This window comes from Acidovorax sp. IB03 (assembly GCF_016406015.1).
GTDB lineage: Bacteria > Pseudomonadota > Gammaproteobacteria > Burkholderiales > Burkholderiaceae_C > Acidovorax > Acidovorax temperans.
On record NZ_JAEFCH010000033.1, the window covers coordinates 29,111 to 49,679 of the forward strand.

A 20,569-nucleotide genomic window follows, 5' to 3' on the forward strand; every position below is an offset into this window, starting at 1 on the left:
TCGGTTTTTTTTGTGACTGATTGGTTTTTATGCCCTCACCCACCCCCATGCTTCGCCGTACTGTGTTGCTCGCCTCCCTGGGGGCAGCGGTCGTTTTGGCGGGCTGCGCTTCCATGCAGCCGCCCCAAGGTATTGCGGCTGTGTCGCCGTTCGACCTGGCTCGCTACGAGGGCCGCTGGTACGAATTGGCGCGGCTCGACCATTCGTTTGAACGCGGCATGATGGACGTAAGTGCCACCTACCAGCGCCAGAGCGACGGCAGTGTGCGGGTGGTGAACCGGGGTTTTGATGTGGCCAAGAACCAATGGCGCCAGGCCGTGGGCAAGGCCCTGTTCACGGGCGACGCCAACACCGCTTCGCTCAAGGTGTCGTTCTTCGGCCCGTTCTACGGTGGCTACCACGTGGCGGCGCTGGATGCGGACTACCAGTGGGCCTTGGTGGTAGGGCCAGACCGCAGTTACTTCTGGATTCTGTCGCGCACCAAGCAACTCGCACCCGCACTGCGCGAGCAGATCGTCGCCCGTGCCAAAGCCTTGGGCATCGACACCCAGGCGCTGATCTGGGTGACCCACGAGCGCACGGACCCGCAGCCATGACCACCACTGCGCAAGCGTTGCCCGTCGCCATCATTGGCGCGGGTCTGGCGGGTCTATCGTGCGCGCAAGCCCTGGTTCAGGCCGGGCACCGGGTTCATGTGTTTGACAAAAGCCGGGGCCCCTCTGGCCGCATGAGCACGCGCCGCGCCGAAGACGCGGCAGGCCCCTGGCAGTGCGACCACGGCGCGCAGTACTTCACGGCACGCGATGCCACCTTTCGCGCCGAAGTAGCCCGCTGGCAGCAGGCAGGCGTGGCCGCGCTGTGGGACGCACGCCTCGCCAGCTTTGACGGCAGCACCTGGTCCACGCCCGAAACGCCGCTGGAACGCTTTGTAGGCGCACCCCGCATGACATCTCCCGCCGGCTGGCTGGTGCAGGGCTTGCAGCAGGCGGGTGAACGTGTCCAAACCCAGTGGCAAACCACGGTGCAGCGGCTGGAACGGCAGGCAGATGGCTGGGCCCTTACCTCGGCAGAGCATGGCTTGCACGCCCAGCGTTACAGCGCGGTGCTGCTGGCCGTGCCCGCCCCCCAGGCCGTGCCGTTGCTGCAGCCCGTGGCAGCGGCGGGCGCTGCGGTGGCCGCCAGTGCCCGCATGCGCGGCAGCTGGGCCGTGATGGTGCGCTGCCCCGCGCCAGTGCCGCTGCCGTGGGATGGGGCATTCATCAACGACGGGCCGCTGCGCTGGGTAGCCCGCGACAGCAGCAAGCCGGGCCGCACCGTGCCCCCTGGCATGGAGACCTGGCTGCTGCACGCCAGCCCCGAGTGGAGCGAAGCCCATATCGAAGACAGCGCCGACACTGCGACCGCCACCCTGCTCGCCGCATTTTCAACGCTGGGCGGCCCTGCCGCACACCTCGTGCAGGCCACGGCCCACCGCTGGCGCTATGCCGACACCGAACCTGCACTCACCCAAGGCCACTGGTGGGATGCCACTGCCTGCGTGGGCATGTGCGGCGACTGGCTCAACGGCGGCAAGGTGGAAGGCGCGTGGCTCAGCGGCCAATCGCTGGCGCATCAATTGCAGCAGGCCCGCTGAACCAAAGGGCCCGCCATGCGCATGCGCAAAAAACAAGACCTGCCGCAGAAAACCTGCCTGCATTGCGGACTGCCCTTTATCTGGCGCAAAAAGTGGGAAAAGGTGTGGGACGAGGTGAAGTACTGCTCTGACCGCTGCCGCAGCGAACGCAAGCGCACTGGCAACGCAGCAGGGGAGGGCACCGTATGAGCACTGTGCTGTTCTGGTTCCGCAACGACCTGCGCCTGCACGACCAACCCGCGCTGCGCGCAGCGCTCACCAGCGGTGCTACCCACCTGCTGCCCGTGGTGTGCCTGCCCGCGCCCGATGAACGCACGCCCTGGGGCTTTGCCCGTGTGGGTGCACACCGCCGTGCCTTCACCGCCGCTGCACTGCGCGGGTTGCAAGGGCAGATGAGCGCGCTGGGCAACCCACTGCTCATCTGCCAAGCCCCGCCCGCCACCGCCTTGCTGCAACTGGCCCAGGCTGTGGGCGCCACCACCGTGGTGTGCGAAGACATCGCTGCCCCCTACGAGCAGGCCGAGGTGGCGACATTGCGCGCCGCTGGCCTGCAGGTGCGAACTGTGTGGCACAGCAGCCTGCTGCCCCCGCCGCGCATGCCGTGGCCTGTGGACCAGTTGCCCGGCGTGTTCACCACCTTCCGCCAGAAGGTGGAGCGTGCAGGCATCACCCCCGCCGCGCCATTGCCCTTGCCCACGAAGCTGTTGCCGCCACCCGAGGTACCCGTGTCGGTGTTGCAAGCCGTGGGCGCAGAGCAGGGCGCTGCCAGCATCCAGCAACCCACACCGCCCCAGGGCAGCGACGCCCGCTCGTCCTTCCCCTACGGAACGCCCGCGTGTGATGGCAGCGAGACTGCCGCGTTGGCCCACCTGGCCCAGTACCTTGCCCGCAAGCTGCCCCACAGCTATAAGGACACGCGCAACGGGCTCACGGGGCTGGATTACTCCAGCAAGTTCTCGCCCTGGCTGGCCACGGGGGCACTCTCGCCGCGCCAGATTTATGCCGATTTGAAAGCCTTTGAGCGCGACCACGGCGCGAACGACGGCACCTACTGGCTCTGGTTTGAGCTGCTGTGGCGCGACTACTTTCGGCTGCTGCACCTGCAATATGGCGCAGCGCTGTACCGGGCGCGGGGGCTGTCAGAACTGCCGCCTGCTCCGCACAACCCGCGCGGTTTTGATCGCTGGTGCCGGGGCGATACGGGCCAGCCCCTGGTCGATGCCGCCATGCGCGAGCTGGCCGCCACCGGGTATCTGAGCAACCGCCTGCGCCAGGTGGTGGCCAGTTACCTCATCTATGACCTGCGGGGCGACTGGTGTGCGGGCGCGGCATGGTTTGAATCGCAACTGGTGGACTACGACGTGTACAGCAACCAGGCCAACTGGCTCTACATCGCCGGGCGCGGCACCGACCCGCGCGGAGGCCGCCGCTTCAACCCCATCAAGCAGGCGCAAGACCACGATGCCGACGGCAGCTACCGCCGACTGTGGGGCACGGCATGACCACGCAGCAATCCTCCACCCCACAGCGTGCCCACACGCTGCGCCTGCTGCTGGGCGACCAGCTCAACCCTGAGCACTCATGGTTCGCCACGCACGACGAATGCGTGGTCTACGTGCTGATGGAAGTGCGGCAAGAAACGGACTATGTGCTGCACCACGCGCAAAAAATCCTGGCCATCTTTGCGGCCATGCGCGACTTGGCCCGCCACCTGCGCGAAGCCGGGCACCGCGTGCGCTATGTGGCGATTGACGACGCCAGCAACCGCCAGTCGATGCCCGACAACCTGGCCGCCTTGATGGCCCACTACGGTGCGCAAACGCTGCAATACCAGCACCCCGACGAATGGCGGCTGGACGAGCAACTGCGCACCTGGGGTGCAGAGCAAGCCTTTGCCGTGCAGGCCGTCAGCAGCGGGCACTTCTACACCACCCGCACCGAAATGGCCGAGGTGTTCAAAGGCCGCAAGCAGTGGCTCATGGAGCACTTCTACCGCCGCATGCGCCAGCGCCACAGCGTGCTGATCGACGGGGCAGGCGAGCCTGAAGGCGGCCAATGGAACTACGACCACGACAACCGCAAGCCCTGGCCCGGCACGCCCCCATTGCCGCCCGACGCCCGCCCCACGCACGACCACAGCGCCCTGTGGGCCACCCTCCAGGCCGCAGGCGTGCAAAGCTTTGGCAACCCGCAGGCCCACACGCTGCGCTGGCCGCTGAATCGGGCCGAGGCACTGGCCTGGCTTGACCACTTCATTGCCACCACGTTGCCCGACTTTGGCGCGTATGAAGACGCCATGAGCACCAAGAGCGCGCGGCTCTTTCACTCCCTGCTGTCCTTCGCGCTCAACACCAAAATGCTGCGCCCGCACGAGGTGGTGCAGCGCGCCGCGGCTGCGTACCACGCAGGCGCCGCGCCCCTGCCTGCGGTAGAAGGCTTTATCCGCCAGATATTGGGCTGGCGCGAATATGTGCGCGGTATCTACTGGGCCCACATGCCCGGCTACGACGAGCGCAACGCCCTGGGCCACAGCACACCCCTGCCGGATTGGTTCTGGACGGGCGAGACCAAAATGCGCTGCATGCAGCACGCCGTGGGCCGGTCGCTGGAGCAGGCCTATGCCCACCACATCCAGCGCCTCATGGTCATCGGCAACTTTGCGCTGCTGGCGGGGCTCGACCCTGCTGCCGTGCACCGCTGGTACCTGGGTGTGTACATCGACGCCTTTGAATGGGTGGAAGTGCCCAACACCTTGGGCATGAGCCAGTTTGCCGACGGCGGCCTGCTGGCCACCAAACCCTACGTGAGCAGCGCCGCCTACATCGACCGCATGAGCGACTATTGCAGTGGCTGCCACTACGACAAAAAGCAAAAAGTGGGTGAGCGCGCCTGCCCGTACAACGCGCTGTACTGGGACTTTTTTGCGCGCAATGAGGGCACGCTGGGCAACAACTTTCGCCTGGGCATGGTGTATCGCCAGTTGCAGAAGATGCAGGGCCCGCAACTCGATGCGCTGCGCGAGCATGCGGCCAGCTTGCGCACGCGGCTGGATGCGCTGTAGCCCGTTTGCCTCACCATCTCAAGACCCCTCACCGCAGGACTGCGCCATGTCTCAAGCTCAACCCGCCGCAAGCCCGTTCACCTCTTTGCAGTCATTGCCCGACGGCTACCGCGCCCTCGTCATCGGCGCCACCGGCGCCATCGGCAGCGCCTTCCTTGCCCACCTGCAATCCGACCCACGCTGCGCCCTGGCTGTTGGCCTGGGCCGCCACACTCAACCAGCGGTCGATCTGGACGACGAGGCGACCATCGCCGCCGCCGCCCAGCAGCTCAAGGCCCAGGGCCCGTGGCATTGCATCATCCACGCCGCAGGCATGCTGCACGGCCCCCACGGCATGCCTGAAAAGCGCCTGGGCCAGTTGAACTACGCGCAGATGGAGGCCACCTTCCGCACCAACACCTTCGGCCCCGCGCTGGTGCTGGCCCACTTTGCACCACTGCTGCCCAAGCAGGGGCGTGGTCTGCTGGCGGTGCTGTCGGCCAAGGTGGGCAGCATTGGCGACAACCGCCTGGGCGGCTGGTACAGCTACCGCGCCAGCAAGGCAGCGCTCAATATGCTGGTCAAAACGGCGTCCATCGAAGTGGCCCGCACCCACCCGCAGGCCGTGCTGGTGGCGCTGCACCCAGGCACCGTCAACTCGGCGCTGTCGGCTCCGTTCAACGGGGCAGAAATTGGACGACCAGCCGCCGATGCGGCGGGGGGCATGCTGCGGGTGCTCGACGGGCTGCCAGCGGAGCAAACCGGCAGCTTTCACGCCTACAGCGGCGAGCCACTGCCGTGGTGAGTAATGCAGCCGTTTGCTATCTTTTTGATATGGCCGGCGCGCTCCCATCAAGCGCTGGCGGCCGATTTGCCCTGAATACCCGCGCCAGTGGGTTCGGTCAAATGGGCGGGTAGACGCCGGTGCCGCCCGGCCAGGCGGTGAGTACCTCGTAGCCGCTGTCGGTCACGGCCACCATGTGTTCCCACTGGGCAGACAGAGAACGGTCCTGCGTCACCACCGTCCAGCCATCGGCCAGCTCTTTGGTTTCGCGCTGACCTGCGTTGAGCATGGGCTCGATGGTGAAGACCATGCCGGCTTCCAGCCGCAGCCCCTGGCCGCGCCGTCCGTAGTGCAGCACCTGCGGTTCGTCGTGGTACACGGTGCCAATGCCGTGGCCGCAGTATTCGCGCACCACGCTGAACTTCTCGCGGTGCGCTACGGCGGCAATGGCGTGGCCCACATCGCCCAGCGTGGCGCCGGGCTTCACTTCGCGAATGCCTGCGCACAGCGCTTCGTACGTGGTGTGCACCAGCCGCTGTGCCAGCGTGCTGGGCGTGCCCACGCAGAACATGCGGCTGGTGTCGCCGTACCAGCCGTCTTTTTCCACCGCCACATCAATGTTCACGATGTCGCCCTTTTTCAGCGTCTGCTGGGGCGACGGGATGCCGTGGCACACGACATGGTTCACCGAGGTGAGCACCGTCTTGGGGTAGCCCAGGTAGCCCACGTTGGCAGGCCGTGCGTCTTGCACGTTGACGATGTGGTCATGGCACAACTGATCCAGCGCCTCGGTGGTCACGCCCGGCACCACATGCGGCTCGATCATGGCCAGCACTTCGGCGGCCAACTGCGCTGCCCGCCGCGCCTTCACCAATTCATCGGCCGAGCGGATCGGCACTCCACGGTGTGTGCGTGCCATCAGTGCTGCTTTCCTGTGCGGGCGGGGGCCGTGGTTGCCACCTTGTCCAGCTCGCCCCGCGCAGCCAGTGCTACATCCAGGCCACCGGCCAGCTCGGCGCGCACCAGCATCTGGCAAATCTCGCGGTGGTCCAGGCCGGGGTACATCTCGGCCAGCATGCCGACACGCATCCAGTGCTCGGCCTGGGAGTTGATGGAACGGCTCAATGCGTTACTGGCCAAGCGCAGGTTCTCGTGCATTTGATCGGAAATTTTGACGATGCCCATGGTCTAAGAAATATGTAAAACGCATGTTAATTGTATATGTTTTGCTTATTTTTGCTGGGGCAATGCAGACTCCGCATGGAAAGGGGGGTGATGCCAGGGCTGGGGCATCATTGGCTCCGTGCCCAGGGGCACCCTGAGACATCGGCATGGGCATCAGCGACACATTGAGAATGTGGGCCAAGCGCATCAAGCGCGATGGGGTCACCCTGTGGTTTGCTGGCAAGCACCCCAAGACGCCTTGGTATGCCAAGGCGCTCGGGTTGTTTGTGGAGGCGTATGCGCTGAGCCCGATTGACTTGATCCCTGACTTCATCCCGGTGCTGGGCTATGTGGACGATGTGCTGCTGCCGGGCTTGATCTGGCTGACGTTGCAGCTGTTGCCGCCCGATGTGCTGACCGAGTGCCGTGGCCAAGCCGATGCCTGGATGCAGACCGAGGGCGCCAAACCCCGCAGCATGGCGGGGGCGGTGCTGGTGGTGGCGTTGTGGCTGTTGGTGGGAACCGCTTTGTGGGTGTGGTTGCGGCCGCTGGGTTGAGGGCTAATGTCCAGTGATGGGCGCTTGCGGTGATGGGCTGGCTGAAAGGGCGCATGGACAACGCCTTTGGCATCGTCAACCAGCACCTGGTAAACCGGGCCTTCAAGGTGGGCGATCAGCCCACCATGGCTGACTTTTCTCGGTGCGGTTACATGTTCTACCCGCTGGAAGAAAGCGGCTACGACGTGGCCGCGAGCTACCCCCACATTCATGCGTGGCTGCAGCGCCTGCGCCAACTGCCCGGATGGGCCAGCCCCTACGACATGCTGCCGGGTGAGCGCATCCTGCCCAAGTGGTAACGGGCTAATCGGCAACTGGGTAGTCCGGCCATAACGTTGCAACGGCAGTGACAGCAAATCTGCCCTGGTCCGGCTTGCTTGCCCACGCCGCTGCAGCACGTAGGCCAGCGCCATAGCCATGGCCTACTGCACAGCGCCCCCGCATCAGGCGGCGATGATGCGCAAGCGACAGCGCGGCCCCATCACTGTGCCAGAATGAAGTGATGAGCACCACCTCCTCCTTCCAGTCCAACGCCGACGGCACCCGTGTCACCACCTACACCTGGGCCGAAACCCCGGGCCAACCGGTGGGCGTCGTCCAAATTTCCCACGGCCTTGCCGAACACGGCGAGCGCTACGACCGCTTTGCCCGTGCCCTCAACGCCGCAGGCTTCATCGTCCACGCTGTGGACCATCGCGGCCACGGGCGCACGGCAGGTGGCAAGCTGGGTGACTTTGGCAGCGCTGGCTTCAGCGGCCTCATTGCCGACGTGGCCCAGTTCGGCGCACTGCTGCGCGCGCAGCATGGGCCGCAGCTTCCGCTCTTTCTGTTCGGCCACTCCATGGGCTCGTTCGCAGCGCAGGCGGCCATCATTGACCATTCATCCACCTGGTCCGGCGTCATCCTGTCAGGCTCCACAGCCCTCGACCTATTTGCCGCCGCCATGGCCAATGCGCCTGCCGATGCCCCCGCCGGGCTCGCGGCATTCAACGCAAGCTTTGAGCACCGCACCGGCTACGAATGGCTGTCGCGCGACGCTGCCGAGGTCGATGCCTACGTGGCCGACCCGTGGTGCGGGTGGGACGTGCCACCCGACGTGATCCCCTCACTCTTCGCCCCCGCGCCGCGGCTGGCCGACCCCGCACAACTCGCGTGCATCCGCAGCGACCTGCCCATCCTCATCGCATCCGGCGACGCAGACCCGCTGGCCGCAGGCGGGGTGTTGTTGGAGCAACTGGGGCAGCGGTATCGCGATGCCGGTGTGGCCGATGTGGCGGTCAAGCTGTACCCGGCCGCGCGGCATGAGATCTTGAATGAGACGAATCGGGATGAGGTGACGGGGGATGTTGCGGCGTGGCTGCGGGCGCATACGGGTCTGGCGTAGTCGGTACCCGATCCCTATGAAATAGGCAGGTTTTGGGCAAGTAACCAGGGGGTAATGGCTGGCTGCTCCCGACCCAAAGCAGAAGATCACGTTTGCATCTTGAGCCGCCGGTAAGCAGCGGCGGGCAGCCGTTCGCGGCCTAACCGTCACCGCAGGGTGGGAGGATAGTGCGGCCTCGGTACTGTTTGAACCGGAAACGATGTACGTCGTACGAGTTCGGCCGGCGGCGAAGCAAACCGAGGCAACTTATCCATTAAAGATCGTGATGGCGTACAACACTCGGTAGACGCCATCGATTCACAGCTTCGCAAGATCGAAGGGCAGAGCCTTGGGTATAAAGCGGCTCGTTTCTTCGATCTTTTGGGGCGGTGATTTATGCGACCTGCAGTGTCGGATAGTCTGTATAGCCCTTGGCGCCACCTGTGTAGAACGTGTTGGAGTCAGGCGCGTTCAGCGGTGCCTTGGCCCTGATGCGTGCGGGCAGGTCCGGGTTAGCCAGGAAGGCGGTGCCAAAGGCCACAGCGTCAAGCTTACCTTCGGCAATGGCTGCCTCTGCCTCATCAGCGCTGTACCCCATATTGCCCACCAACACACCCTTGTACTTTTCACGCGCCACGGGCATGACATCGGCCTTCTGCACGCCGAAGAAATCGGCGCGCATCACGTGCAGGTAGGCCAGCTTGAAGGCATTGAGCCTATCGGCCAGGAAGCCGATGAGGGCCAGCGGGTCGCTGTCTTTCATGCTGTTGAAGCTGTTGAGGGGCGACAGGCGCAGACCCACACGTTCGGAGCCGATCGCCTGGGTCACGGCAGTGAGTACCTCGAACAGCAAACGTGCACGGTTTTCCAGCGATCCGCCGTAAGCATCGGTGCGCTGGTTGGGCGTGTCGCGCAGAAACTGGTCAATCAGGTAGCCGTTGGCGCCGTGTACTTCCACACCATCAAAGCCGGCGGCAATGGCGTTGCGTGCGCCTTGAGCAAACGCAGCCACGATACCGGGAATTTCTTCGACGGTCAGGGCGCGGGGCACCGCGTGCGGCACCTTGCCTTGGGGCGTGTGGATCTCACCCTCAATGGCGGTGGCACTGCTGGAGACAATGGGGGCGCCATCGGCAGCGCCAGGGTAGGCTGCGCGGCCAGCGTGCCAAATCTGCATGAAGATGCGTCCACCCTTGGCGTGCACCGCATCGGTCACCTGCCTCCAGGCCGCAATCTGCGCGTCGTTGTAGATGCCAGGCTCATTGACGAAGGCTGATGTACCGGGCGCCACCATGGTGCATTCGGAAATCAGCAGGCCGCCGGTGGCACGCTGGCTGTAGTACTCGGCCATCAGCGCGTTGGGCATGTGGCCGGCGTCGGCACGGGCGCGTGTCAGTGGTGCCAGAAGGATGCGGTTGGGCAGGGTGAGAGAACCTACTTGAAGTGGATTGAATAGCATGTGGATGAAAACCCAGATTAGTGAACAGAAAACAGTGGTAAAGCTAACAGTATTCCCAATACCCAGACCTTTGAAAGGTCACTGAACTTTGAAAGGTCACTGAAGACGGCTTTGGCACGGCTGGTGCTTTTGCACCCAACGCACTATGTAGTGGACACGGGTTGGGAAGGCTTTGCTACCGACAGTTTCGCGGCGGTCTCCAGCCGTACATGCGCCAAACGCCTTTGGTCATCCACCGCGTCGCAACTCCCTGATCCCCCGGCCCAGCTTGCGGCGCAACAGGGCCCGCAGGGTCACCCCATCCGAGTACCCGACCTGTGCGGCGACCTGGTCGACGCTGGCGTTTCCGGTGCGCAAGAGATGGACGGCATGCTCCACGCGCAGGTCCTGGAAATACGACAGCGGTGTCTTTCCCAAAACGCTTTGCAGCCGCCGCGCCAAGGTGCGCTCGCTTGTGCCCGCGGCGCTGGCTGCCTCGGCCAGCGAGAAACCTTGCGCGAGCCGACGTCTGGCCCAGCACTCGAAGCGCTCCACCATCGGGTCGGCATGCGCAAGGTGGTCTGGAATCACGAACTCGGCTTGCGAACTGCGTGTCTCGACCAGCAGATAGCGTGCCACCAGGGCCGCCAGCGCCGGACTGCGCCCTCGGATGATGCGCAAGGCCAAGTCGACGTGGGCCAAAGCGGCACCCGCGGTGGTGAAGCGTGTCGAGTTCACGATCATGCGTGACTCGTCCAGCGTGACGTTCGGATAGCGCTGCCGAAACATCGGCCCCAGCCACCATGACGTCGTCGCACGATGTCCATCAAGCAGGCCACTCTCTGCAAGCAAGAAACTACCGGAGCAAGCGGCACCAAGGTGCGCGCCAGCGGTGGACCACTGCTGTAGCGCCGCGACCGCATCGGGCACATCGGGGCGTGTGAGCCGAGCAGAGAGCGTGTCAGGCATCTTGTCGCCAAACGCTGGCACGAGCACGACGTCTGGTTCGGGCACACCATGCGCAGTGACCACGGGGACCGTCAAGCCTTGCGCAGTTCGGATGCGACGCCGCACGCCCACCAGCGTGAGCTCTATGTGCGCGGGAGCCTGTGGCAGCGAGCCCGCCATCGCATTGGCTAAGCCCACTGTGTCAGTGAGCGCCGCAAGCCCCAGATCAAACACGCCATCACAAACAAGGAGGTGGAGTTTCATGGCAACAATGATATCAATGTTGTCATTCTTGCCTATAGAGATGTCTGTCATGAAGACTTAGACTGCAGTCTCGTCGGTCCCTTCACCCACCTTTCCATTTACCCAAAGGAATACAGCATGACCAAGCTCGCCCTGTTTGTTCGCCTCGAAGCTAAACCCGGCCAGGAGGCTGCGCTTGCCGACTTCCTGGCCAGCGCACTGCCGCTCGCCAACGCCGAGTCCGGCACCACGGCCTGGTTCGCATTGAAGTTTGGCCCTTCGACGTTTGGTGTGTTCGATGCCTTTGCCGATGAGGCAGGTCGCCAGGCACATCTGAACGGCCAGATCGCCGCGGCCTTGATGGCCAACGCAGCGACCTTGCTCAGTTCTCCGCCCAATATCGAGAAGGTCGAACTGCTTGCAGCCAAACTGCCTGCATGACAACTCGGCCTTGACCCCATCAGGTCACGCTGCAGGATGGGTGTCACACGGCCCTGCGCGGCGCTACCCCTCGATTGGCCGGTGGGGATCAAGGCATGTGGCCAGGCTGCTCGTGGCGAATGACTCAGCCCGGCGTTCATAGCCGCTAACAAAACCATGTCACCGTCAAACACCTGATCGGCGTTTGACGCTGCATGGGGCGAAACAAGAACAATGACGTCAGGGCCGCGCTGTTCAAAAAAATCGCACCGCCGTTGCCGGTAGTCACACCCTCGGCCCAGGGCGGTCGACCGCGGATGCCGGCCCCCAGCGCCTTTAGTCTTCGGCGCACTGAGCGAGCTAGCGCCCCCGAACGGCGCGACCCCTCCGCGCTGCGCCCGCCGCCTGGCAAGCCCTCCGATACGCCCGCAGCGTCATCTCTGCCCGCTGCATCACTGTGTCCTCCACCGTGGCCGCGCCTCCGGCCAGCTCATCCGCCTGGGCTTGCAGCAACTCCGCCGGGCTCATGCCCGACGCCTCGCCCGTCAGCAGCGCAATGCCTTCGCTCACATGCCCCATGGTGTAGACATGGAACAGGCCGCGTTCGACCGCGTCTAGCACGCTGCGGTCCAGCATCAGGTGGCGTTGGTTGCGGGCGGGGATCAGCACGCCGTGGGTGCCGTCCAGCCCTGCCGTGGTGCAGGCGCGGAACCAGCCTTCGATTTTTTCGTTGATGCCGCCCACGGGCAGCACTTCACCGTGCTGGTTGAGGGCGCCGGTGATGGCAATGCCCTGGCGCAGCGGCAGGCCCGACAGGCTGGACAGCAGTGCGTACAGCTCTGCGCACGAGGCCGAATCGCCTTCCACACCGCTGTATTCCTGCTCGAACACGATGGAGGCGTTGAGCGCCAGCGGTGCCACATGGCTGAACAGCGCGGTGAGGTAGCTGTGCAATATCAGCACGCCCTTGTCATGAATGGGGCCGGACATGTCCACTTCGCGCTCGATGTTGAGCAGGCCTTCCTGCCCGGCAAACGTGCGCGCGGTGATGCGCACCGGAAAGCCAAATCGGTAGTCACCCAGATCGATCTGCGTGAGGGCATTGATCTGCCCGGTGACGCTGCCTGTGAGGGTGATGAGGCGTTCACCCTCCACGATGGATTCGTGCAGCTGCTCCTCAGGGTAGTTGTGGCGCAGCATGCGGGCCTGCTGCGCCGCACGCACATCGGCTGGCTCCACCAGCGTGCCACCCCGGGCCTGGCACAGCGCGGCGGCTTCCATCAGCAGGGCTTCGATCAGTGCGAACTGGGCGCTTTGGCGGCCCTGGTCGTCGGCCTCGCGGTGGGCTTGTTCCAGCAGCAGCGCCACGGCGGGGGCGCCAAAGTGCGGCAGGTTGCGGCGTTTGCAGCTGTGGGCCACAAAGATGGCGCTGGCAATGCGGGTGGCGGGGCTGGCGGCAAAGCGTTCCACAAAGTCCACCTTGGCGCGAAACCGCCGGGCGGTGTCGGGGTCGGCTTCCTGCAGGGCGTAGTACTCGTCCACCGAGCCGATCAGCACGATCTTCACATCCACCGTCACGGCTTCGGGTTGCAGGGCCACGGGGGCAGAGCCACTGCCGCTGCTGCCGGATTCGTCAATGTGCAGGCGGCTGCAGCGCAAAAAGCGGCGCAGGCGCGCCCACAGGCCTTCTTCGCTGACCAGATCGTGCAGGTGCAGCAGCAAGAAGCCGCCGTGCGCACGCAACAGGCTGCCAGCGCGGATGCCGGCGAAGTCGGCGTGGGGCGTGTCGCCGTCGCTGTGCGGTTCGATGTTGCCAAACAGCGTGCGGTGCTGCGGGTTGTCTTCCACGATGACGGGCGCGCTGGTTTGACCGTGCTGGTCTACCGCCACATGCACCTGGCACAGGTGCAGCAGCCGGTTCAGGGCGTCATGGGCATCGCCGTCGTCTTCGTCATCGCTGGGCGTGCTGGCCGGGTTGCTGCTTTTGTCGGTGCTGGTGTCACCGGGGCTGTCTTTGGGGGGCTCCGCCAGTTCAAACCAATGCAGGTGCTGCAGCAGTTCGCGTTCCACTTGCTGCAGCCAGGTTTGCAGTGCCTCGGGTTGTTCGGGCACGGTGCTGCGCACGGTGGCCAGGGTTTGCTGCACCAGGGGACGCACGGTGCGCTTGCGCAGGTCATTCAGGGCGTCGTCACGCACGCGTTCCAGCGGGCGCAAGGTTTGCGCAAACGCGATGATTTCGGCGCGCAGGGCTTGTTCGGCTTCGTCGATGCGGGCGCGTTGCTCGGGGGGCAGGGCGCGGGCTTCAGCTTCGGTCAGGGGCTGGCCGCTGGCGCCTGTGAGGGTGAACACCATGTGCCCGCCGTCTTCGTCAGAGCGCTGCAGCCGGAACTGCCGGGCCTGGGCAAAGGCCTCCAGCACGGCAAATGCCTTGGCTTCTTGCGCTTCGTAGGTTTGCTCAATGGCGCGGGCCTGGGCGCGGAAGTCAGGGCTGCTCAGGTGGCGCGGAATATCTGTTTGCAGGGCCTTGGCCAGCTCTGCCATGGCCCGGCGCAACACACGGCCCTGGCCTGCGGGCAGGCGCAGAGCGCGGGGGCGCTCGGGGGCCTCAAAGTTGTGCAGGTAGCACAGGTCTGGCGGCACCGGCCGCAGGGCTGCGGCCGTCTGCATGGCCTGGCGCATGAGGGATGTCCGCCCGCTGCCCACTTCGCCCAGCACAAAGAGGTGGTAGTCGGGCTGGTTCATGTGCAGCCCGAACTGTGCGGCAGCCTGCGCGCGTTCTTGCCCGATCCATGGCAGGGGCAAATCTTGCAACTCGGCAGTGCTGGCAAAACCGAGCGAGGTGGGGTCGATGGTCAGGCGCAGTTGCGAGGCAGAGAGGGCGTTGGCGGGCATGGCTGGGTGCAAAAACCTTCCAGCGTTTGCCGCTGGGCGCAGGTTGTTATCAATGAAAAGTGCCTGTAGCGCTTGATGGGTAAGCGCTACAAGCTATAAAAATAGTAGCAAAAGGCATGGAGCGCAGTTGCACGCCTACCGTGGCGTGGTGCAGCTGCCGGTATGCATTGCCAATCAGTGTGCCACCGGGCAACGGCCTTGGGGTGCACCGCCGGCCAGCGCGTGCTTGCGGGCGTCTTCCTGCGCGTCAACCCCGGCCACGGTGGTGGGCCAGCCTTGCAGGTGCTGCTGGGTGATGCGGCTCAGTGCGCCAATCCACGGGTGGGTGTCGTTCAGGCAAGGGATGTAGTGGAACTCCTTGCCACCGTGGTGCAGGAAGGCTTCACGCACTTCCATGTTGATTTCTTCCAGCGTTTCCAGGCAGTCGCTGGTAAAGCCGGGGCAGATCACATCGACACGGCGCGTGCCTTTTTGGGCCAGGGCCTCGATGGTGGGCTGGGTGTAGGGCTCCAGCCACTTGGCCTTGCCAAAGCGCGACTGGAAGGTGATCTGGTAGCGGTCTTCCCGCAGGCCCAGGCGTTCGGCCAGCAGGCGGCCGGTTTTGCGGGCTTCGCAGTGGTAGGGGTCGCCCAGGTGCAGGGTGCGCTCGGGCACGCCGTGAAAGCTCATCACCAGCTGGTCGGGCTGGCCGTTCTCTTTCCAGTGCGACTCCACCGTGCGCGCCAGCGCTTCGATGTAGCCGGCGTCGTCGTGGTAGTGGTTCACAAAGCGCAGCTCGGGCACGTTGCGGGTGCTGGCCGCCCAGGTGTAGACGGCGTCAAACACGCTGGCGGTGGTGGTGCCGGAGTATTGCGGGTACAGCGGCAGGATCAGGATGCGTGTGGCGCCTTCGGCCTTCAGCGCATCGAGCTGGCTGGCAATCGAAGGGTTGCCATAGCGCATGGCGTGGCGCACCAGCACGTTGTGCCCGGCCTCGCCCAGCCAGCCGCGCAGCAAGGTGGCCTGCTTGGCCGTCCACACCGCCAGGGGCGAGCCTTCAGGCGTCCAGACGCTGGCGTATTTGGCGGCAGATTTGGCCGGCCGCACCCGCAAAATGATGCCGTGCAGGATCAGCATCCACACCAGCTTGGGAATCTCGACCACGCGGTGGTCTGACAGAAACTGGCCTAGGTAGCGGCGCAGCGCGGGGGCAGTGGGCTCGTCGGGGGTGCCCAGGTTGCACAGCAAAACGGCGGTCCGCTCGGGTTGGCCGTGGGTGTAGGGGGGTTCTGGATGGAAGGGTGAGCGCATGCGCCGATTGTGGCAAATGCGGCGGGAGCCGTTGGCGTGGTGGAGTATTCTCTGGCCCCTATGCCTGCTTCCACCCCCGATGCACCCCAGCTTGCCGAGGCCGCCTTGGCTCTGGACGTGGGCCGCGTGCGCGCGATCTCCATTGATCTGGACGACACCCTGTGGCCCATCTGGCCCACCATTGCCAAGGCCGAACAAGTGCTGCTGCACTGGCTGACCTTGCACGCACCGGCCACCGCCAGGCTGTTTGCCAACACCGAGGCGCTGCGCGCCATACGTAACCAGATGGTGGCCTTGCGGCCCGACCTGGTACACGACTTGAGCGCCCTGCGGCTGGAGTCGATTCGCCTGGCGTTGCAGCAAGCGGGCGATGAGCCCGCCCTGGCCGAACCTGCATTTGATGTGTTTTTTGACCAGCGCCAGCGGGTGGAACTGTTTGACGACGCGCACGACACGCTGGCGTTTCTGTCGGCCCGCTACCCGGTGGTGGCCGTGTCCAACGGCAACGCCGATGTGCACCGGGTGGGCATTGGCCACTATTTCAAGGCCAGCATCAGCGCCAAGGATTTTGGTGTGCCCAAGCCCGATGTGCGAATCTTTCACGCGGCGGCCCAGGCAGCCCAGGTGCAGCCCCACGAAGTGCTGCATGTGGGCGACGACGCCACAGCGGACGCCCAGGGCGCGCTGGCGGCCGGTATGCAGGCCGTGTGGCTGAACACCGCCGGGCACGACTGGCCGCACCCCGAGCGACCCCATGCCACGGTGGCAAGCCTTACGCACCTTTGCCGCCTGCTGGGCTGAAGGCCTGGCTTGCGCTGTCCATTGTTTGAACGCTGATTGATTGACCCTAGCCCGAGACGCCCATGCCGAAAACGCCGATTCCCCTGCCGCAGGTACGCACCGTCGGACTCATGCAGCCCATGACCTGGTTGGTGCTTGCGTGGCGTGACATGGCCCGCTCGGGCTGGATCAGCTTTGCGCACGGCCTGGCGATCACTGCCTTTGGCGGCGCCATTCTGGCGGTGGCCCACCACCGCTTCTGGCTGCTGGCGGGGGCTTTGTCCGGCTTTTTGGTGGTGGCGCCCGTGCTGGCCACGAGCCTGTATGCCCTCAGCCGGGCGCTGGAGCAGCGCCAGGAGGCCAACCTGGGGGTCGTGCTCAAGACCTGGTTGAACTGGCAAAACAGCCACTTCAACAAGTGGGGCAACGACTATTGGTGCATGGTGCAGTTTGGCGCGCTGCTGGCGCTGGCGGCCACGGGCTGGGTGATTACCTCTGCCGCCTTCATCACCTTGCTGGCGCCGGTGCCTGTGGAGACCCCTATGGACTTCATGCGCCATGTGGTGCTGGCCAACAACGGCTGGTTGTTTGAGCTGTGGCTGGGTTTGGGCAGCCTGCTGGCGGCGCCGATCTTCGCGTCGAGCGTGATTGCCATGCCGCTGCTGCTGGACCGGCGCGCTTCGCTGCGGGTGGCGGTGCTGACCAGCTGGCAAGTGGTGGTGGCCAACCCGCTGCCCATGGCGTTTTGGGCAGCTTTGATTCTGGGCTTCACCTTGCTGGGGCTGGGCTCCTTGCTGCTGGGGCTGATTTTTGTGATGCCGATGCTGGGCCACGCCAGCTGGCACGCCTATCGTGACCTGGTGGATGCATCCAGCCTGCCGCTGCGCGATGCGGCAGTGGCCACGGGGCAACGCAGTGGGGTGTCATCGTGATTTTTGGTTTTACCGAGGCGCAGATTTCGGGCTTCTTCCTCACCTATGGCGTGGGGGCTTTCATCCTCTACATGCTGTTCATCATTGGGCAGCTGGCGTGGGAGTCCAAGGCGGGTCGCTTTGGCACCTTCGTGCTGTTTCTGGGGCTGGGGGTGGGCTTCCTGGGCTTCCTGGCCAAGGTGGTCATCCAGTGGTGGCTGGAGCGCTGACATGCGCCCATCGCCCCTTCTTCATTCGCTGCGCCGGGTGTCTTTGGCCGATTGCCATGTACCCGTCATGAGTGATCTGACAGAGTTTCTTACAATCCACAGCTTCTTGGTACACAGGGCGCGTTCGGCGCCCTTCATATGGAAATAGCAATACTGTTCGCTCTCATCTGCCTCAACGGCGTATTTGCCATGTCGGAAATCGCGCTGGTGACTGCGCGCAAGGCGCGGCTGCAGAAGTTGATTGATGAGGGCGACAACGGCGCTGCCGCCGCCGTCAAGCTGGGTGAAGACCCCACGCGATTCCTGTCCACGATCCAGATCGGTATCACCTCCATCGGTGTGCTGAACGGTATCGTGGGTGAGGCGGCTTTGGCTGCGCCTCTGGCCGAGTGGCTGAGCACGGTCGGGGTTCCATCGCCCTACGCTGGGTATGCCTCCACCGGTTTGGTGGTGTTGCTCATCACCTATTTCTCCATCGTGGTGGGCGAGTTGGTGCCCAAGCGCATCGGGCAGTCTCACCCAGAGACATTCGCCCGTTTGGTGGCGCGCCCCATCAACCTGCTGGCGGTTGCAACCAAGCCGTTTGTGTTGCTGCTGTCAGGCTCTACCCGCACGCTGCTGCGCTTGCTAGGCGTGAAGGAGACCAGCGGCAGCCCGGTGACGGAAGAAGAAATTCACGCCATGCTGGTCGAAGGCACAACGGCCGGGGTGATCGAGTCGCACGAGCACACCATGGTGCGCAACGTGTTCCGCCTGGACGATCGCCAGATTGGCTCCCTCATGGTTCCTCGTGGCGATGTGGTGTGTCTGGACCTGGATGCGCCTTTTGAAGAGAACCTGCGCCGCATCGAAGAATCTGACCACGCCCGCTTCCCGGTGGTGCGCGGTGGCATGGACCACCTGAAAGGCGTGCTCAATGCCCGCCAATGGTTGTCGCGCGCGCTGCGCGACCCCAAGCACACGCTGGCAGACCAGCCCTTGCAGACCGCACTGTATGTGCCTGAGACCATCACGGGCATGGAGCTGCTGGACAACTTCCGGCTGTCGGACGTGCACATGGCCTTTGTCATCGATGAGTACGGCGAAGTGCAGGGCATCGTCACGCTGCAAGACCTGATCGAGGCCATCACCGGCGAGTTCCAGCCCCGCGATCCAGAGACCTCCTGGGCTCTGCAGCGGGAAGATGGCAGCTGGCTGCTGGATGGGCACATTCCCGTGCCCGAACTCAAGGATCGCCTCAACCTCGACTCCGTGCCAGAGGAAGAGCGCGGTCGCTACCACACCCTCAGCGGCATGGTCATGCTGCTCACCGGCCGTCTGCCCAAAGTTACGGATACCGTGCAGTGGGAGAACTGGAAGTTTGAAGTGGTGGACATGGATGGCAAGACCATCGACAAGGTGCTGGCAACCCGCCTCCCCAGCCAGGAAGACTCAGCGGCTGAAGCGCAGGAAGCGGGCGGCTGAGCACGGGCTTGGCTGCCAGGCGGCCAGCCAATTCAGGCTGTGCCTGTCTTCCAGAGCCGCAAGCCCAGCTCCCGCGCGAGCTGGCGGTATTCCTCCACACTGGCTTGCACGTAGGTCTCCAAGGCGGCTCCGGTGAGCCGGTGCGGGGTCAACCCATGCATTTGGCACAGTGCCGCATAGCCGGGGGCTGCATGGGCCTGCGCGAAGGCTGCCGTCCAGGCCGACACCAGCGCGGGTGGCGTACCCATGGCCATGTAGACGCCCCGCACGGTGGGCCATACCAGATGCGTGGCTTGCTCTGTGGCGGTGGGCACCTGGCTCAGTGCGCCAGGAAGTCGGGCGGGGGAAAGCACCGCCAGCAGCCGAAATTTCGCGCCATGGGCCTGTGCCTTCATGGCCTCGGCGGCATCTCCGGTAAAGACGTTGATGTGCCCGCCTACCAGCGCCTTGATGGCCTCACCGCCCCCTTCAAAAGATACGAAGCGCATGTGGCGGGGGTCTCTGCCAGCATGGCGCACCAGCAGCGCGGCTTTCATCCAATCCTGGCTGCCCAGCGTGCCGCCGGCCCCAAACACCATCCGCTGATTGCTGTCGCGCAGCGCCTGCATCAGTTGCGTGAGCGTTTGAAAGGGGCTTTGTGGGTGTACGGCCACCACGCCGTAGTCAGTGCCCAGCGTGGCCACCCAGCGCACTGCGTCCAACCGGTGCGGTCCAAAACGGCCTTGGGCAATATTCAGTAGCGAGCCGCTGGAGAAGGCCACCAGAGCGTGGCGAGAATCCAGCCGACTCGTGGCTGCCCGGTCAAAAGCCACGGCGCCAATGCCGCCTGGCAGGTAGCGGGTGCGCAGTGGCGCAAAGGCGGGGCGCACCTTGGCGATGGCCTGGGAGGCCAAGGTGCAGGTCAGATCAAAACCACCGCCCGGCTTGGAGGGTGCGATGCATTCGCTACCAGCCCAATCCTGTGCGGTGGCATCTTGCCCCCACACCCAGCGCGGAGTCAGCGCCAGCGCAGCTGCGTGCAGTGCAACGCGGCGGGGCAGAACAGCGGATTCCGAAGGGCTTGGCATAGTGCTGGATGCAAGGTTTACAGTAGCTGGCTCGCGGAGGATGCTGCTGCGTCGGGGATTATGTGGGCCCGGCTGTACCACCCTGGTGGGCGGTGGGCTTGGGCCACCACACCAGGGCCAACAGACCTTGGCCACTTTCCCGGTTTTGCAGGCGTAACGAGCCCCCATGCCGTTGTGCGATGGACCGCGCAATTGACAACCCCAGGCCCGAGCCAGCCGTCTTCGCCTGCGGCCCGCGTTTGAAACGCTGGCCCAGGGTGTAATGCCAGTCAGTTAAGAGCTGACTGGCATTTTTTCGTTGGGAATTTGGAAGCGCGTTTTTTGACGACCCTTGGGAAGCTGCGC

At 64.7% G+C, this 20,569-nt stretch carries 22 protein-coding genes; 14 read left to right on the forward strand and 8 right to left on the reverse strand.

From position 1 onward, the window contains the following. The first annotated feature begins 47 nt into the window (after positions 1–47). The 6 genes from IHV84_RS15815 to IHV84_RS15840 are packed head-to-tail and all read left to right on the forward strand — an operon-like array spanning position 48 to position 5,478. Complete coding sequence (locus tag IHV84_RS15815) at positions 48–596, forward strand: lipocalin family protein (RefSeq protein WP_233100065.1); 549 nt, start codon at positions 48–50, stop codon at positions 594–596. Further along, a complete protein-coding gene (locus tag IHV84_RS15820) occupies positions 593–1,633 on the forward strand; it encodes an NAD(P)/FAD-dependent oxidoreductase (RefSeq protein ID WP_198847568.1) in 1,041 nt (346 codons plus the stop codon). The genes IHV84_RS15815 and IHV84_RS15820 overlap by 4 nt, the downstream gene beginning before the upstream one ends. Before the next feature lie 15 nt (positions 1,634–1,648). Beyond that, positions 1,649–1,822 (forward strand): DUF2256 domain-containing protein, encoded by a 174-nt coding sequence (locus IHV84_RS15825; RefSeq protein ID WP_082758929.1) that lies wholly within the window; start codon positions 1,649–1,651, stop codon positions 1,820–1,822. After that, positions 1,819–3,135: a DASH family cryptochrome gene (locus tag IHV84_RS15830; protein WP_198847569.1), complete on the forward strand. Its 1,317-nt coding sequence runs from the start codon at positions 1,819–1,821 to the stop codon at positions 3,133–3,135. The genes IHV84_RS15825 and IHV84_RS15830 overlap by 4 nt, the downstream gene beginning before the upstream one ends. Next, on the forward strand, positions 3,132–4,694 hold the full coding sequence (locus IHV84_RS15835) for a cryptochrome/photolyase family protein (protein WP_198847570.1): 1,563 nt from the start codon (positions 3,132–3,134) through the stop codon (positions 4,692–4,694). Before IHV84_RS15830 ends, IHV84_RS15835 begins: the two co-directional genes overlap by 4 nt. 46 nt (positions 4,695–4,740) lie before the next feature. Next, the gene (locus tag IHV84_RS15840; protein ID WP_142081182.1) at positions 4,741–5,478 is read left to right on the forward strand and encodes an SDR family NAD(P)-dependent oxidoreductase; all 738 of its coding nucleotides are present in this window, start codon (positions 4,741–4,743) and stop codon (positions 5,476–5,478) included. Between the two features lie 97 nt (positions 5,479–5,575). Here the strand turns inward: IHV84_RS15840 and map are convergent, their stop codons facing one another. Continuing rightward, complete coding sequence (gene map, locus IHV84_RS15845) at positions 5,576–6,376, reverse strand: type I methionyl aminopeptidase (protein ID WP_198847571.1); 801 nt, start codon at positions 6,374–6,376, stop codon at positions 5,576–5,578. Beyond that, positions 6,376–6,642: a ParD-like family protein gene (locus IHV84_RS15850; RefSeq protein ID WP_066699279.1), complete on the reverse strand. Its 267-nt coding sequence runs from the start codon at positions 6,640–6,642 to the stop codon at positions 6,376–6,378. Before IHV84_RS15850 ends, map begins: the two co-directional genes overlap by 1 nt. 146 nt (positions 6,643–6,788) lie before the next feature. Between IHV84_RS15850 and IHV84_RS15855 the strand changes: the two genes are divergently transcribed. The 3 genes from IHV84_RS15855 (at position 6,789) to IHV84_RS15865 (ending at position 8,562) form a co-directional block, all read left to right on the forward strand. After that, positions 6,789–7,178 (forward strand): YkvA family protein, encoded by a 390-nt coding sequence (locus tag IHV84_RS15855; protein ID WP_198847572.1) that lies wholly within the window; start codon positions 6,789–6,791, stop codon positions 7,176–7,178. A gap of 53 nt (positions 7,179–7,231) precedes the next feature. Continuing rightward, on the forward strand, positions 7,232–7,477 hold the full coding sequence (locus IHV84_RS15860; protein WP_198847573.1) for a glutathione binding-like protein: 246 nt from the start codon (positions 7,232–7,234) through the stop codon (positions 7,475–7,477). Between the two features lie 203 nt (positions 7,478–7,680). After that, a complete protein-coding gene (locus IHV84_RS15865) occupies positions 7,681–8,562 on the forward strand; it encodes an alpha/beta fold hydrolase (RefSeq protein WP_198847574.1) in 882 nt (293 codons plus the stop codon). Positions 8,563–8,935: 373 nt separating this feature from the next. Here the strand turns inward: IHV84_RS15865 and IHV84_RS15870 are convergent, their stop codons facing one another. After that, positions 8,936–10,000 (reverse strand): alkene reductase, encoded by a 1,065-nt coding sequence (locus tag IHV84_RS15870; protein ID WP_198847575.1) that lies wholly within the window; start codon positions 9,998–10,000, stop codon positions 8,936–8,938. A gap of 228 nt (positions 10,001–10,228) precedes the next feature. Next, positions 10,229–11,242 carry a GlxA family transcriptional regulator gene (locus tag IHV84_RS15875; protein ID WP_198847576.1) on the reverse strand — a complete coding sequence of 338 codons (1,014 nt, stop codon included), beginning with the start codon at positions 11,240–11,242 and terminating at the stop codon, positions 10,229–10,231. Between the two features lie 66 nt (positions 11,243–11,308). Here IHV84_RS15875 and IHV84_RS15880 point away from each other — a divergent pair, with 66 nt between their 5' ends. Further along, positions 11,309–11,611 carry a putative quinol monooxygenase gene (locus IHV84_RS15880; RefSeq protein ID WP_007182542.1) on the forward strand — a complete coding sequence of 101 codons (303 nt, stop codon included), beginning with the start codon at positions 11,309–11,311 and terminating at the stop codon, positions 11,609–11,611. Between the two features lie 339 nt (positions 11,612–11,950). On the opposite strand, the gene IHV84_RS15885 is transcribed toward IHV84_RS15880, so the two are convergent. Then, positions 11,951–14,482, reverse strand: coding sequence for a Lon protease family protein (locus IHV84_RS15885; RefSeq protein ID WP_198847577.1), 2,532 nt, complete (start codon positions 14,480–14,482; stop codon positions 11,951–11,953). A 174-nt stretch (positions 14,483–14,656) separates the two neighbouring features. After that, positions 14,657–15,772 (reverse strand): ferrochelatase, encoded by a 1,116-nt coding sequence (hemH, locus tag IHV84_RS15890; protein ID WP_198847578.1) that lies wholly within the window; start codon positions 15,770–15,772, stop codon positions 14,657–14,659. A 60-nt stretch (positions 15,773–15,832) separates the two neighbouring features. Between hemH and IHV84_RS15895 the strand changes: the two genes are divergently transcribed. The 4 genes from IHV84_RS15895 to IHV84_RS15910 all read left to right on the forward strand — a co-directional run bounded on the left by IHV84_RS15895 (position 15,833) and on the right by IHV84_RS15910 (position 19,157). Beyond that, the gene (locus IHV84_RS15895) at positions 15,833–16,573 is read left to right on the forward strand and encodes an HAD-IA family hydrolase (RefSeq protein WP_198847579.1); all 741 of its coding nucleotides are present in this window, start codon (positions 15,833–15,835) and stop codon (positions 16,571–16,573) included. 62 nt (positions 16,574–16,635) lie between these two features. Next, positions 16,636–17,484 carry a DUF2189 domain-containing protein gene (locus tag IHV84_RS15900; protein ID WP_066690219.1) on the forward strand — a complete coding sequence of 283 codons (849 nt, stop codon included), beginning with the start codon at positions 16,636–16,638 and terminating at the stop codon, positions 17,482–17,484. Next, positions 17,481–17,693: a DUF2788 domain-containing protein gene (locus IHV84_RS15905; RefSeq protein ID WP_044402495.1), complete on the forward strand. Its 213-nt coding sequence runs from the start codon at positions 17,481–17,483 to the stop codon at positions 17,691–17,693. Before IHV84_RS15900 ends, IHV84_RS15905 begins: the two co-directional genes overlap by 4 nt. A 138-nt stretch (positions 17,694–17,831) precedes the next feature. Then, the gene (locus tag IHV84_RS15910) at positions 17,832–19,157 is read left to right on the forward strand and encodes a hemolysin family protein (RefSeq protein ID WP_198847580.1); all 1,326 of its coding nucleotides are present in this window, start codon (positions 17,832–17,834) and stop codon (positions 19,155–19,157) included. Positions 19,158–19,189: 32 nt separating this feature from the next. Here IHV84_RS15910 and IHV84_RS15915 read toward each other — a convergent pair whose 3' ends face one another. Beyond that, positions 19,190–20,224 carry a tripartite tricarboxylate transporter substrate-binding protein gene (locus IHV84_RS15915; RefSeq protein ID WP_198847581.1) on the reverse strand — a complete coding sequence of 345 codons (1,035 nt, stop codon included), beginning with the start codon at positions 20,222–20,224 and terminating at the stop codon, positions 19,190–19,192. 58 nt (positions 20,225–20,282) lie between these two features. Next, the gene (locus tag IHV84_RS20505) at positions 20,283–20,480 is read right to left on the reverse strand and encodes a sensor histidine kinase (protein WP_370541305.1); all 198 of its coding nucleotides are present in this window, start codon (positions 20,478–20,480) and stop codon (positions 20,283–20,285) included. Positions 20,481–20,569 lie beyond the last annotated feature (89 nt).